The organism is Brachybacterium endophyticum (genome assembly GCF_003130585.1).
GTDB lineage: Bacteria > Actinomycetota > Actinomycetes > Actinomycetales > Dermabacteraceae > Brachybacterium > Brachybacterium endophyticum.
Genome location: NZ_QFKX01000002.1, coordinates 829,061 through 841,587 on the forward strand (window position 1 = coordinate 829,061; position 12,527 = coordinate 841,587).

Genomic DNA, 12,527 nt, shown 5'->3' on the forward strand with positions numbered 1-12,527 from the left:
CCTTTGCTGCGTCGGTCCCATGATCCCGCGGAGGTCCTCCATGCTCACTCGTCGTTCCCTCGTCGCCGGAGGCCTCGTGCTCGGCTCAGCCGGTCTGCTCGCCGCCTGCGGGAACTCCCAGGGGTCGGGCTCGTCCTCCAAGGGCTCGGGGTCCTCGGACTCCGGCGGCGGGGCGTTCCCGGTGACGCTGAAGACCGCGTTCGGCGACGTCGAGGTGAAGGAACGCCCGCAGCGCGTGGTGGCGCTCGGGTGGGGTGATGCGGAGACCGCTCTCGCGCTCGGCGTGCAGCCGGTGGGGGCCTCGGACTGGATCGGCTTCGGCGGCGAGGGCGTGGGCCCGTGGGCCAAGGGCATGTACGACTCGGCGCCGACGATCATCGAGACCCTGGAGCCCGACTTCGAGGCGATCGCCTCCCTCACCCCGGATCTGATCCTGGACGTGAAGAGCTCGGGCGACTCCAAGCGCCACGACCGTCTCTCGCAGATCGCGACCACCGTCGGCATCCCCGAGAAGGCGCAGAACTACCTGACCTCGCCCAAGGACCAGCTCCGGATCATCGGCAAGGCCCTGGGGGCCTCCGACAAGGCCGATCAGCTGCAGAAGCAGCTCGACGACGCCTTCGCGAAGGTCGCCGAGGACCACGGCGACTGGAAGGACAAGTCCGTGACGGTGGCGACGAAGACCTCCGAGGGCTGGGGCGCCTACGTCGACGGCGACACCCGACTCGGCTTCCTCGAGGGCCTCGGTTTCACCCCGTCGAAGGAGATCGCCGCCAGGAAGCCCGGCGAGTCCGGGTTCTCCGTCTCGATCTCCGCCGAGCAGCTCGACTCCCTGGACGCCGACCTGCTCGTCGCCTTCCCCATCTACATCAAGACCACCGAGATCACCGGCGACAAGCAGTGGAAGCAGATCCCTGCGGTCGCCGACGGTCACGCCGTGGTCGTGGACGGGGACCTTTCGAGCGCCTTCTCCCTGGGGACGGTGCTCGCCCAGAAGTACGCCCTCACGGTGCTCCCCGGGAAGATCGAGAAGGCCCTCGGAGCCTGAGCGGCCGCCGCACGGCGCCCCGAGGACACGGCACCTTCGAGAAGGAGCGTGAGGGCTCGGGGACGGGAGCAAGGACCTCGTCCCGGCCCCGTCCCCGAGTTCCACGCGGCGCCCTCACTCCTTGATGTCGGCCTCCCGGACCCGCAGCTGGCGGGCGACGGTGTCGCGGCCCTCGATGATCGGGCGGCGCAGCCCGAGCGGGGCCGAGGGGTGGGCGGCGAGCCAGGCGTCGGCCTCCGCGAGCACGGACTCCCCGCCGAACAGCGAGGGGAAGTACCCCTGGATCAGCCGGTTCGCGATCTCGCTCGACCGCTCGGACCACACGGTCTCGAGCATCTCGAAGTAGCGCGACTCGTACGGGGCGATCAGCTCGCCGTCGTGGACGCGGTCGAAGCCGATCACCACGGCGCTCAGCGACTCGTTGGGCAGGGTGTCCTCCTCGACGGTGGTCCGCCAGGCCTCGGCCTTGGTCTCCGGCGTGGGCCGCGCGGCCTTCGCCGTGAGCGCCTTCTTCCGGCCCGACTGGGTGTCGTCGTCGGCGAGCACCGCGTCGATGGCGGCGTCGTCCATCCGTCCCAGGGCCGACAGGGCGATCACCAGCGACCAGCGCAGATCGGTGTCGATCGTGCGGCCGGGGAGCGTCACGGTGCCGTCGAGCAGGGACTCGAGGATGCCGGCGTGCTCGTCGGTCGCGGACATCAGCGCGAACGACTCGGTGAACTGGAGCTGGGCGTCGCTGCCGTCCTCGGCCGCCCGGGCGAGCTCCCACAGCGCGTCGGCGGCCGAGGAGGTGCGCTCCGCGCGCTCCTCGGGTGCCGCGTAGGGGCCGGCGACCGAGCGCAGCTGGCCCAGCAGGGTGCGCAGCACGCTCGAGGAGTCCTCGCCGGTGATGTTCGCGAGCACCAGCTGCTGGAAGCGGCGGCTGGGCAGTTCGCCGTCGCGGACCATGTCCCAGGCCGCCGACCAGATCAGGGTCCGGGCCAGCGGGTCCTCGATGTCGCGCAGGTGCTCCATCGCGATCGCGAGGGAGTCCTCGTCCAGGCGGGTCTTCGCGTAGGCGAGATCGCCGTCGTTGAGCAGCCAGAGGTCCGCGCCGGCGCCGACGAGCCCGTCGACCTCGGTGACCTCCCCGTCGACGTCGACCTCGATGCTCTCGGTGCGACGCAGCGTTCCGTCGGCAAGCGTGAAGCCGGCGATGCCCAGACGGTGCGGCCGCAGGGTCGGGTAGTCCGAGGGCGCGGTCTGCTCGATCGAGAACGCGGTCACCGTGCCGTTGGACTCGGTGAGGATCCGCGGGCGCAGGGTGTTCACGCCCGCGGTCTCGAGCCACAGCTGCGACCAGGAGGCGAGGTCGCGGCCGCTGGTCTCGGTGAGCTCGGCCAGCAGGTCCTTCAGCTCGGTGTTGGACCAGGCGTGCTTGCGGAAGTAGGAGCGCAGCCCCTCGAAGAAGGCGTCCTTGCCGACGTAGGCGACCAGCTGGCGCAGCACCGATGCACCCTTGGCGTAGGTGATGCCGTCGAAGTTCGTCGCCACGGCGTCGAAGTCGACCATGTCGGCCACGATGGGGTGGGTCGAGGGCAGCTGGTCCTGGCGGTAGGCCCAGGCCTTCTCGGAGCTCGCGAAGGTGGTCCAGGCATCGGTCCACTTCGTCGCCTCGGCGCTGGAGAGCGTGGAGGCGTACTCGGCGAAGGACTCGTTCAGCCAGAGGTCGTCCCACCAGCGCATCGTGACCAGGTCGCCGAACCACATGTGCGCGAGCTCGTGGAGGATCGTGAGGTCGCGGCGCTCACGGATCGCGTCGGAGACGTCGGAGCGGAACACGTAGGACTCGACGTACGTGATCGCGCCGGGATTCTCCATCGCGCCCATGTTGTACTCCGGCACGAAGACCTGGTCGTACTTGGGGAACGGGAAGTCGCAGTCGAAGGCTTCCTCGTAGAAGTCGATGCCGGCCTTGGTGACGTCGATGATGTTCTGGGGATCCAGGTGCTCGGCGAGCGAGGCCCGGGCGTACACACCCATCGGGATCGTGCGACCGTCGCGGGTCGTCACCTCGCCCTCGCCGCCCTGGTAGGTGCCCGCGATCAGCGCGGTGAGATACGTCGAGATGGTGGTGGTGGGCTCGAAGGTCCAGGTCGCGGTGCCTTCGCCCGCGGGCTCCGGGAGCGGGGTGGGGGAGTTCGAGATGACCCGCCAGTGATCCGGAGCGGTGATGGTGAAACGGAAGGTCGCCTTGAGATCGGGCTGCTCGAAGTTCGCGAACATGCGACGGGCGTCGGAGACCTCGAACTGCGTGTAGAGGTAGACCTCGTCGTCGACCGGATCGACGAAGCGGTGCAGCCCCTCGCCGGTGTTCATGTAGGCGCCGTCGGCCAGGATGCGCACGGTGTTCTCGCCGACGGCGAGCTCGGGCAGCTGCACCCGGGCGCCGTCGAAGCGGGAGGCGGGGTCCTCCAGCAGCTCACCGTTGAGCTCGATCTCCCGCACGCTCGGGGCGATCAGGTCGACGAAGGTGCCGCGCGCCTCGGTGGCGGAGAAGCGGATGGTCGACTCGGTGACGAACGTGGTGGGACCCGTCGTCAGGTCCAGGCGCACGTCGTAGGAGTCGGTGGAGAGGAACGCGGCGCGTTCGCGCGCCTCGTCCCGGGTGAGGTTCTCGGAAGGATTCACAGGCATGATTCCCATCCTGCCACCGCGGTGAGGCGCGGCGGACCGGAACCGGAAGGGGCCTGTGCGAGGGACCTGCACGAGGGGCCTGTTCGAGGGACCTGTGCGAGGGTCCTGCTCGAGAGGTCGACGGAGGTGTGCCCCGCGCCCCCGTGGATCGCGGACCCGTCAGGCCCGACCGGTCAGGTCCAGCTCCCACTCGTAGTGCGCGGGGAGAGGCGGGATCGACCAGCTGGGGTCGGGGAAGAAGTGCTCGAAGCCGGCGGAGAACGGGTAGGCCCACTGGGTGATGTCGCGCTCCGCGGTGCGGCCGGCCTCGCGGATGTCGCGCGCCTCGCCGGACGAGAAGTAGCCGACGCTCTCGGCGCCCTCGAGCTCGTCCTCGTCCTTGTAGTGCCAGTCCCTGCGCGGCAGGACCACGAGGTCCAGCACGAGGTCACGGGTGCGAACGCCCTCCTCGGTGCGCTCGAAGGGCGTCTCGAGGTTCACGTAGTAACAGCCCAGCGAACCGTCGTCCTTGTAGAACAGCCACACCGAGTACGGGCGTCCGGGAAGACCGATCATCAGGATCCCGTTGCCCGTCCACAGCTGCTTGGACTGGACCCGGGGCTGGGTGAACATGCCTTCGTCTCCCGCACGGCGCAGCGGCGAGCCGTTCTCGAGGACGGGCAGCAGCACCTCGGTGCCGGGGGCGATCCAGACCACGAGGCCGCGCTCGTCGTCGTCGAGGACCACGGTGCCGGGGCGGACGGTGCGGGTCGGGTGCTGCAGGGTGTAGTAGGTCCAGGTCACCTGGTCGCCGGGTGACCAGTGCGCAGTGGAGGACATGACGTCTCCTGGCCGGGTAGGCCCCACGGGGACCCGGGTCGACCGGCCCGTCGGCCCTGGATCTTCACCCCGCGGGGGGAAGGTGTATGGGGCGACCATACCTCGCAGTGACGAATGGCATCAGCAACCCCGGAGGACGTGCCCAGGGCGCGTGCGCAGGGACGGAGGCGTTCGGCGTGTCGCGCCGAGCTCCCTCCGTCCCTGCTGTCTGAGCTGCGAGGACCCCTCAGTCGTCCCCGCTCCACGCCGCCCAGAGCTCGGCGTAGACCCCGCCGTGGGCGACGAGGTCCTCGTGCGGCCCCTGCTCGACGACGCACCCGCCCTCCATCACCAGGATGCGGTCGGCCTCCTTGGCCTGCGACAGGCGGTGGGCGACGATCACGGTGGTGCGGCCACGCGCGACATGGGTCGCCGCGCGTTCCAGGACGCGTGCCCCGGAGGAGCCCTCGTCGGCCGTGGCCTCGTCCAGCACCAGCACGGCGGGGTCCCGCAGGGCCACGCGCGCGAGCGCGAGCTGCTGGGACTGCTCGGCCGTGAGCCGCTCGCCCTTCTCCCCGACCTCGGTGTCCAGGCCGCGGGGGAGCAGGTCGGCCCAGGCGTCCGCCTCGACCGCCCGCAGCGCGGACCACAGCTCCTCGTCGTCCGCCTCGGGCTTCGCCAGCCGCAGGTCCTCGGCGAGCGTGCCGCGGAAGACGTGCACGTCCTGGCTGACGATCACGGCGTGATGGCGGATGGATTCGAGGTCCCCGCGGGCGAGGTCCGCCCCGCCGTGCAGCACCGTGCCGTGACGCGGCGTCAGCGTGCCGGTGATGATCGCGGCGAGCGTCGACTTGCCCGCTCCCGAGGCGCCGACCAGGGCGATCGACTCACCCGGTGCGATGTCCAGGTCGATGGGCTGCAGCACCGTGCGCTCGGTGCCGTCCTCGTCCTCCCCGTAGGCGTGCGAGACGTCGCGCAGACGGATCGAGGCGTCGGAGGGGACCTCCTCGCCCGGAGAGGTCGCCGGGTCGATCGACTCGATGACGCCCACCATCCGGGTCAGGCTCGCCGCGGCCGACTGGACGTCGTCGAGGCTGAACAGGAGGTTCATCATCGGCCACAGCAGGCTGATCAGGTACAGGGCCGCAGCGGTCACGAGTCCCACCGGGGCGCCGCCCACGTGGACCATCGCGTAGCCGAGGACCAGCACCAGGGCGATCGAGAGGTTCTCCGGCCACACCACGATCTTCACGACCCGCGTGACCAGCCCCATCACCCGCATGCCGAGCACCGCGGCGGTCTCCGAGAGCACCGCGACGTGGCGGGTCTCGCGGCGCTCGATGCCGTAGGCGTGGACGGTGGGGATGCCGTGGATCGCCGAGAGCAGGCCCTGGGCGCGAGCCCCCATCGCCACGCGCTCGCGGCGGTAGATCGGCGCGGTCCGGCGGATGTACCAGACGCCCGCTGCGGCGTACATCGGCACCACCACGAGCACGAGGATCAGCAGCCACGGCGAGAGCAGCACCATGCCCACCAGGGTGACGACCACGTAGAACCCCACCTGGATGAGGTTCGGGACCACGTTGTTCACGGCCCGGGCGGTCACGTCGACGTCGTCGGCCACGCGCGAGAGCGCATCGCCGATGCCGGTGACCTCCATGGTCTGCGCGGGCAGGTCCAGGGCGCGGTCGATGACGTCCTCGCGCATCGCGGCGAGCACGCGCTGACCGAGCCCGCTCACCAGCGCCCACCCCAGGGCCGAGAGCACGGCCTGGAGCACGCCGGCGAGCATGATCAGGGCGCCCTGCCGCCACACGGCCGCGGAGCCCTGATGGCCCTGGACGATGTCGACCGCGCCGCCGATCAGCCGCGGCATCCAGGCGGCGGCGACGGCGCCGCCGACGACGACCAGCACGGTCAGCACCGTCATCAGCGCGTGCTGGCGGAGACGGCGGCCGAGGTGCGAGAACGACGTGCCCACCGAGGCGATCGGCAGGATCTGGGCGTGCTCGTCGAGCTGGCGGCGCGCGGTCGCGTCGGACTCCAGCAGGTCCTCGGCCTCGCGGTCCCAGTGGATCGCGGTCATGTCGGGGATCATCGGCGCACCATCTCCCGGTAGTCGTCACGGTCCATCAGGTCCTGGTGCCCGGCGCGCGCGGTGATCCTGCCGCCGCGCACGTAGAGAACCTCGTCGGCCTCGCGAAGCAGCGCGGGGGCACGGGTGACCAGCAGGGTCGCCCGATCCTCCTGGCGGCGGGCGGCGACCAGGGCCTCGGCGATGTGCTGCTCGGTGACGGCGTCGACCGCCGTGGTCGGGTCCTGGAGCACCAGCACGGGCGCATCGGAGGCGACCGCACGGGCGAGCGCGATCCGCTGGCGCTGACCTCCCGAGAGGTTCGCGCCGCGATCCAGGATGCGGGTGTCGTAACCCTCGGGCAGGATCCGCAGCAGATCGTCGGCCCCGGCGGCGTGCAGCGCGGCGTCGGCCCAGGAGTCGTCGCTGCCGTCGGTCGCGTCGCTCGCGGGCGCCCGGGTGGCGAGCTGCTCGCGCACCGTGCCGTCGAAGAGGTCGACGACGTGGGGCTCGACGAGCAGGTCGGCGCGGGTGGCGAAGCGCGAGGTCGCGGTGACCTCCTGGTCGCCCAGGTGGACGCCCGTGTGCTCGCCGCGGCCGCTGACCGCCTCGATCACCGCATCGGCGTCGCGCACGTCGGCGCAGGCGAGCGCGATCACGCGCCCGTCGGGCACCTCGATGTCGAGCCCCTGCAGGCTGCCGGTGCTGACGCCCCGCAGGTGCAGTCCACCGGCCGACGGGCGCCGCTCCCCGGGGCGGGACTCCCCGCGCTCGTCGCGGGCGATCTGCAGGTGGCCGACCGTCAGCGCCGGGTCGTCGACCGTGCGTCCGAGGTCCGCGAGCAGCCGGCGCACGCGATCCGCGGAGGTCGACATGCTGGCCCACCAGATCGGGATCCCCGAGAGCCCCTGCAGCATGCCCATGTTCGAGCGGGCCACACCGACCACGGCGATCAGCGTGCCGATCGTCATCTCGTCGGCGACGGTGCGCTGGGCAGCGATGATCACGACCGCGGCCATCATCGCGGCGGTCACCACGGTGGTGAGGCCGCTGGAGACACCCGAGAACCGGGCGTTGACCAGGGCGGCGTCCAGGGCGATCCGGGATCGGCGGCGGTACTGCACGCGGGCACGGGACTGGACGCCCAGGCCCTGCAGCACGCGCAGCCCGTGCACGAGGTCGGTCGCGGTGGCGGCGGCGTCGGCGGCGCGGGACTGCTGGGCGTCGTAGCGTGCCGAGAGCACCGGGCTGATCACACGGATCACGAGCACCATCACGGCGATCCCGACCAGGGTGGCGACCCCGAGCCAGAGATCGAGCACGGCCAGCCACACCCCGCTGGCGAGCACCACGGCGGAGGCGGGGAAGGCCCAGGGCAGCATGTCCATCACGTCCGAGGCCTTGTCGGCATCGGAGGTCGCGATCGAGAGCACCTCGCCGGCCGGGCGCTCGATCGGTCGCGAGCGGGGATCCAGGACCGCGCCGGTGACGGCGACCCGCAGTCGGTGGCGCTCGAACAGTCGAGCGCGCTGGGAGGCGGTGAACATGACCGTCCACACCCAGGTGCTGATCAGGCGCATCACGAAGATCCCGGCAGCTCCCAGCACGGTGACGGTGAGGCTGCCGCTGACGATCCCGACGTCGATGATGAAGCCCACCAGGATCGGCACCAGCATGTCGACGGCCTCGACGAGCGCGGACGTCGCCATGATCCACGGGATCGAGCGGCGATGGTTGCGCACGATCGACCGCATGACGGAGACATGCGGCACGGGAGCGGCGGCGCCTGTCGCACCGGTGGGGGAGAGGGATTCGTGCACTCATGAATCCAATCCCGAACCGGCAGCGGTGGCAATGTCTTTTCCTGCCCGGTTCGTGCCCGTTCGTCGTCCTTCGGCCGGGCCCGCTCGTGTCCGGGTTCCCACGTGGGTGGGAGACCGTCGCCCGGGAGCCGATGCGCACGTCATCGCGGGCGGTGACAGAATGGGCGCGGACCTCACCCCGACGAGGCCCGCGACCCGACGTGAGAGGAAGCCTCCATGACGACACGGCATGTCGAACTGTTCTTCGACCCGATCTGCCCCTGGGCGTGGTTGACCAGTCGCTGGCTGCTGAACGCGGCCCAGGTGCGCGAGGTCGAGGTCACCTTCTCCCTGATGTCGCTCGCAGCCCTCAACGAGGGACGCGACCTGGACGCGGGGTACCGCCGCAGCATGGACGACGCCTGGGGCCCCACCCGGGTCGCGCTCGCCGTCGAGAACGCGGGCGGCAACCAGGACCTCGCCGACTTCTACACGGCGTTCGGTCAGGCCTACCACGTGGGCGGCGAGTCGGATCGCCGGGCCGCGGCGGTCGCGGCCCTCGCATCGGCCGGGCTGGAGCCGGGCCTGATCGAGGCCTACGGCGACGACTCCTCGGACGACACCCTGCGCAGCAAGCAGAAGGCGGTCGTGGAGCTCGTGGGCGACGAGGTCGGCACCCCGGTGATCTCCTTCGGCGAGGGCCGTGCCTACTTCGGCCCCGTGATCTCCCCGGCACCCACGGGCGAGGAAGCCGGCACCCTGTTCGACGGCCTCGAGGCGATGTCCCAGGTGGACGGGTTCTTCGAGCTCAAGCGCAGCCGCACCGTCGGCCCCATCTTCGACTGACCCCGGAAGGCAACACCCCATGCACGTTCACATCGGCACCGACCACGCCGGCTTCGAGCTGAAGAACCGGCTCGTGGACTCGCTGACCGCGAAGGGCCACGAGGTCACCGACCACGGCGCCCACACCTACGAGAAGCTCGACGACTACCCGCCGTTCTGCACCGCGGTGGGCGAGGCCGTGGTCGCCGACCCCGGCAGCCTCGGCGTGGTCATCGGCGGCTCCGGCAACGGCGAGCAGATCGCCGCGAACAAGGTGGAGGGCGTGCGCGCCGCGCTGGTGTGGAACGAGGACACCGCGACGCTCGCCCGTCAGCACAACGATGCGAACGTGATCTCCATCGGCGCCCGGCAGCACTCCGAGGAGCAGCTCGAGCACCTCATCGACCTCTTCCTCGCCGAGCCGTTCAGCGGGGACGAGCGCCACCAGCGTCGTATCGACCTCGTCGGTCTCTACGAGCGCACCGGCGGATACGAGGCCTGATGCCCGAGGGCCACACGGTCCATCGGCTCGCCTCCGCCCTCGAGGCCGGCTTCGGCGGTCAGAGGGTGCGCACCTCGAGCCCGCAGGGACGCTTCCCCGAGGCCGCCGACATCGACCGGTGGGTGCTCGCGGGCGCCGAGGCCGCCGGCAAGCAGCTGCTGATCGCCTTCGTGCCCGAGGAGAGCGTCGCCCCCGGTGATCCCGTGACCCGCTGGGTGCGTGTGCACCTGGGGCTGTACGGGTCCTGGACCTTCGCGGGCGAGCCCGGCTTCGCCCTCGCGCACGCGATCGGCGCCCCGCGGGTGCGGATCGGGGAGCGCGAGAGCCCCGTCGGCGCCCCTCGAGGGGGAACCGGCGCGGCCGACGGCTATGACGTGCACGACGCGGCCACGGACGACTGGCGCGACCTGGCGCCGCGCCCGACGACCCGGCTGCGGATCATCGGCCGCCACGGGCTCGCCGATCTCACCGGGCCGACCGCCTGCGAGATCGTCGACGCCGAAGGTCGACGAGCAGTCCTCGAGCGACTCGGCCCGGACCCCCTGCGCGAGGACGCGGACCCCGAGCGCTTCGTGCGCCGGGTCCTCGCCTCGCGCAGCGCGATCGGCGTGCTGCTGATGAACCAGGACGTCATCGCCGGGGTCGGCAACATCTACCGGGCCGAGGCACTGTTCCGCGCCCGCCTGGACCCCTTCGTGCCCGGCAAGTACCTCACCGCCGGGATGGTGCGCGGCATCTGGGAGGACCTGGTGCCGCTGATGGAGTACGGGGCGCGCACGGGCCGCATCGTCACCACCGAGCCCGAGCACCGGGACGTCGAGGCGCGCATCATGGAGCGGTCGCGCGGGACGCGCCAGAACGGCGACGAGGATCCCGGCGTGGTCGCCCGGGAGAAGTCCTTCTACGTCTACCACCGCCAGTCCCTGCCCTGCCGGGTCTGCGGCACCATCATCCGCTCGGCCGAGATGGCCGCCCGCACGGTCTACTGGTGCCCGCGGTGCCAGAGCGTGCGTTCGCGCCGGGCGAGCTGGACCCGGGAGCACCCCGCCGAGGCGTGGGCGCTGGCGTGAGCCGAGGGTGGCCGGTCAGCGGCGCGCCGCGACCTGCTGCTCCTCGAGGTTCAGCACGGCGATCGCCCAGCTGAGCGCGGTCGCGAACGTCGTCCACCCCGCGTAGGGGGCGAGCGCGAGCCCGAGCGCAGGACGCGCGCGCCCTGCCCGCCGGGCCAGATCCGTGCTGGAGACCGCGAGCGCGGCGGCGACGGGCACGGCCAGTGAGATCTCGCGCCGTGCGAAGAACGTCCAGCACCAGGCGGCGTTCAGCCCCAGGTTCGCCGCGAGGGCGATCACCAGACGGCGACGCTCCTTCGGTTCCAGCTCGTCCAGAGCCTTCGCGGTGACGACGGCGATGTCGGTGTAGAGCGCCGTCCAGGCGAGCGGGAACGCCGCCCGCGGAGGTTGGAACGACGGCTTGCGCAGGGACTCGTACCACGCGGAGTCCACGGAGACCGCGGTCGCCCGGGTCCCGACGATCGCGCAGGCGAGGGTCGCGAGGGACGTGGGCACGAGGTGACGCGCTCGGGGCAGCGGGCGGCGGCGGACGGTCGGCATCGGTGGCCTCCTGTGGCGTGGGCGTGGGCGCGGGCGTGGGCGCGCGCCCCTGACATTACGCCGCAGGGAGGACGGTGCCGGGCAGAACTTCCGGGGCGCCCGGCACGAGCCGCCACGAGCACTGCTGTTCGTGCAGGTCCCACCGATATCGTGGGGTGATGAGCGATGACCGGACGCCGACCCTGCACCACGCCCATCTGCGCGACATCGACCCGCGCACCGTGTACCTCTTGGCCAAGCTGCGTCAGGACGTCTTCACCCTCGAGCAGCACGCCGACGACGCCGATCTCGACGGCCGCGAGCTCGAGGACGGCACCGTGCTGATGTGGCTCGAGGAGGCCGCTGCAGAACCGGGTGGCGAGGCTGCTGCGGAGTCGGCTGCCGGGGCCGCGGACGCGGAGGGCGTCGGGAGGCCGATCGCTCACCTGCGGCTTCTGCTCGATCTCGACGGCACCGTGCACATCGGTCGGGTGGCGGTGCGCAGGGACCGACGGCGCGGGGGACACGGCCGGCGCCTCATGCTCGCCGCCCTCGAGCACGCGCGTGAGCTGGCACCGAGCGCGGAGGTGCACATCTCGGCGCAGGCCTACCTCGAGGCCTGGTACACCTCCATGGGGTTCGAGACCACCGGCCCCCTGTACGTCGAAGCCGGGATCGAGCACGTGCCGATGCGGTTCCTGCAGCCCGCCCGGTGAGCGTCAGCCGCGAGGCGCCCTCTGCTCGATGAGCTGCCCCATCTCCTCGCGGCCGAAGAAGACCGCGGAGTCGCGGCCGCTCGGCGTGCCCGCATCCGGGTCCGCGCCCGCCTCGAGCAGCGCCCTCGCGACGTCGTCGAAGCCCTTGAACACGGCGCCCGCCAGCGGGGACTGCTGACGATCGTTGAGCTGATCGACATCCGCTCCGCGGGCTGCCAGCTCCGCGACGAGCTCGGCGTGACCGTGGTAGGCGGCGAGCATGAGGAGCGTGTTCCCGTGCGCGTCCCTCATGCCGACGGGCGCCCCCTGATCCAGCAGTGGGAGCAGGCGCTGGGCCCGGCCCTCGCGGGCGTCGTCGAGCATCGCGCGGGCGAGCTCGAGGACCTGCTCGTCCTGGTCCGCGTTCTCGGCTGCAGAGGAGGGGGTGGCATCGGAGGTCATGCCCACCAGGGTAGACGCCGCCGGGCCGCTCCTGGCTCGCTCGGCCCCGGCCATCC

The 12,527-nt window shown here is 71.6% G+C and carries 11 protein-coding genes; 5 read left to right on the forward strand and 6 right to left on the reverse strand.

Annotation, left to right across the window (positions count from 1 at the left end; translation table 11 throughout):
* Nucleotides 1-40 precede the first annotated feature (40 nt).
* The gene (locus DEO23_RS08090) at nt 41-1,048 is read left to right on the forward strand and encodes an iron-siderophore ABC transporter substrate-binding protein (protein ID WP_109275449.1); all 1,008 of its coding nucleotides are present in this window, start codon (nt 41-43) and stop codon (nt 1,046-1,048) included.
* Between the two features lie 114 nt (nt 1,049-1,162).
* Here the strand turns inward: DEO23_RS08090 and pepN are convergent, their stop codons facing one another.
* The 4 genes from pepN to DEO23_RS08110 all read right to left on the reverse strand — a co-directional run bounded on the left by pepN (nt 1,163) and on the right by DEO23_RS08110 (nt 8,416).
* On the reverse strand, nt 1,163-3,724 hold the full coding sequence (pepN, locus tag DEO23_RS08095; RefSeq protein WP_109275450.1) for an aminopeptidase N: 2,562 nt from the start codon (nt 3,722-3,724) through the stop codon (nt 1,163-1,165).
* A 159-nt stretch (nt 3,725-3,883) separates the two neighbouring features.
* A complete protein-coding gene (locus tag DEO23_RS08100; RefSeq protein ID WP_109275451.1) occupies nt 3,884-4,543 on the reverse strand; it encodes a ribonuclease FAU-1 family protein in 660 nt (219 codons plus the stop codon).
* A 226-nt stretch (nt 4,544-4,769) separates the two neighbouring features.
* Nucleotides 4,770-6,608: an ABC transporter ATP-binding protein gene (locus DEO23_RS08105; protein WP_109275667.1), complete on the reverse strand. Its 1,839-nt coding sequence runs from the start codon at nt 6,606-6,608 to the stop codon at nt 4,770-4,772.
* Between the two features lie 8 nt (nt 6,609-6,616).
* Nucleotides 6,617-8,416, reverse strand: a complete 1,800-nt coding sequence (locus DEO23_RS08110; RefSeq protein ID WP_240613291.1) for an ABC transporter transmembrane domain-containing protein — start codon at nt 8,414-8,416, stop codon at nt 6,617-6,619.
* A 219-nt stretch (nt 8,417-8,635) separates the two neighbouring features.
* Between DEO23_RS08110 and DEO23_RS08115 the strand changes: the two genes are divergently transcribed.
* Genes DEO23_RS08115 through DEO23_RS08125 form a run of 3 tightly spaced genes read left to right on the forward strand, consistent with a single transcriptional unit; the run spans nt 8,636 to nt 10,795 of the window.
* Nucleotides 8,636-9,244 carry a DsbA family protein gene (locus DEO23_RS08115; protein WP_109275452.1) on the forward strand — a complete coding sequence of 203 codons (609 nt, stop codon included), beginning with the start codon at nt 8,636-8,638 and terminating at the stop codon, nt 9,242-9,244.
* Between the two features lie 19 nt (nt 9,245-9,263).
* Nucleotides 9,264-9,725 (forward strand): ribose-5-phosphate isomerase, encoded by a 462-nt coding sequence (locus tag DEO23_RS08120; RefSeq protein WP_109275453.1) that lies wholly within the window; start codon nt 9,264-9,266, stop codon nt 9,723-9,725.
* Nucleotides 9,725-10,795 carry an Fpg/Nei family DNA glycosylase gene (locus DEO23_RS08125; protein ID WP_109275454.1) on the forward strand — a complete coding sequence of 357 codons (1,071 nt, stop codon included), beginning with the start codon at nt 9,725-9,727 and terminating at the stop codon, nt 10,793-10,795. Before DEO23_RS08120 ends, DEO23_RS08125 begins: the two co-directional genes overlap by 1 nt.
* A gap of 15 nt (nt 10,796-10,810) precedes the next feature.
* Here DEO23_RS08125 and DEO23_RS08130 read toward each other — a convergent pair whose 3' ends face one another.
* Entirely contained in the window at nt 10,811-11,335 is a 525-nt protein-coding gene (locus DEO23_RS08130) for a TspO/MBR family protein (RefSeq protein ID WP_109275455.1), read from the reverse strand.
* Between the two features lie 158 nt (nt 11,336-11,493).
* On the opposite strand from DEO23_RS08130, the gene DEO23_RS08135 reads away from it, so the two are divergent.
* Complete coding sequence (locus DEO23_RS08135; RefSeq protein WP_109275456.1) at nt 11,494-12,030, forward strand: GNAT family N-acetyltransferase; 537 nt, start codon at nt 11,494-11,496, stop codon at nt 12,028-12,030.
* 3 nt (nt 12,031-12,033) lie between these two features.
* Here the strand turns inward: DEO23_RS08135 and DEO23_RS08140 are convergent, their stop codons facing one another.
* The gene (locus DEO23_RS08140; protein ID WP_109275457.1) at nt 12,034-12,471 is read right to left on the reverse strand and encodes an ankyrin repeat domain-containing protein; all 438 of its coding nucleotides are present in this window, start codon (nt 12,469-12,471) and stop codon (nt 12,034-12,036) included.
* Nucleotides 12,472-12,527: the final 56 nt, after the last annotated feature.

Coding starts and splice junctions, on each gene's coding strand:
- DEO23_RS08090 (WP_109275449.1), top strand. CDS start 41: ATGCTCACTCGTCGTTCCCTCGTCGCCGGAGGCCTCGTGCTCGGCTCA.
- pepN (WP_109275450.1), bottom strand. CDS start 3,724: ATGCCTGTGAATCCTTCCGAGAACCTCACCCGGGACGAGGCGCGCGAA.
- DEO23_RS08100 (WP_109275451.1), bottom strand. CDS start 4,543: ATGTCCTCCACTGCGCACTGGTCACCCGGCGACCAGGTGACCTGGACC.
- DEO23_RS08105 (WP_109275667.1), bottom strand. CDS start 6,608: ATGACCGCGATCCACTGGGACCGCGAGGCCGAGGACCTGCTGGAGTCC.
- DEO23_RS08115 (WP_109275452.1), top strand. CDS start 8,636: ATGACGACACGGCATGTCGAACTGTTCTTCGACCCGATCTGCCCCTGG.
- DEO23_RS08120 (WP_109275453.1), top strand. CDS start 9,264: ATGCACGTTCACATCGGCACCGACCACGCCGGCTTCGAGCTGAAGAAC.
- DEO23_RS08125 (WP_109275454.1), top strand. CDS start 9,725: ATGCCCGAGGGCCACACGGTCCATCGGCTCGCCTCCGCCCTCGAGGCC.
- DEO23_RS08130 (WP_109275455.1), bottom strand. CDS start 11,335: ATGCCGACCGTCCGCCGCCGCCCGCTGCCCCGAGCGCGTCACCTCGTG.
- DEO23_RS08135 (WP_109275456.1), top strand. CDS start 11,494: ATGAGCGATGACCGGACGCCGACCCTGCACCACGCCCATCTGCGCGAC.
- DEO23_RS08140 (WP_109275457.1), bottom strand. CDS start 12,471: ATGACCTCCGATGCCACCCCCTCCTCTGCAGCCGAGAACGCGGACCAG.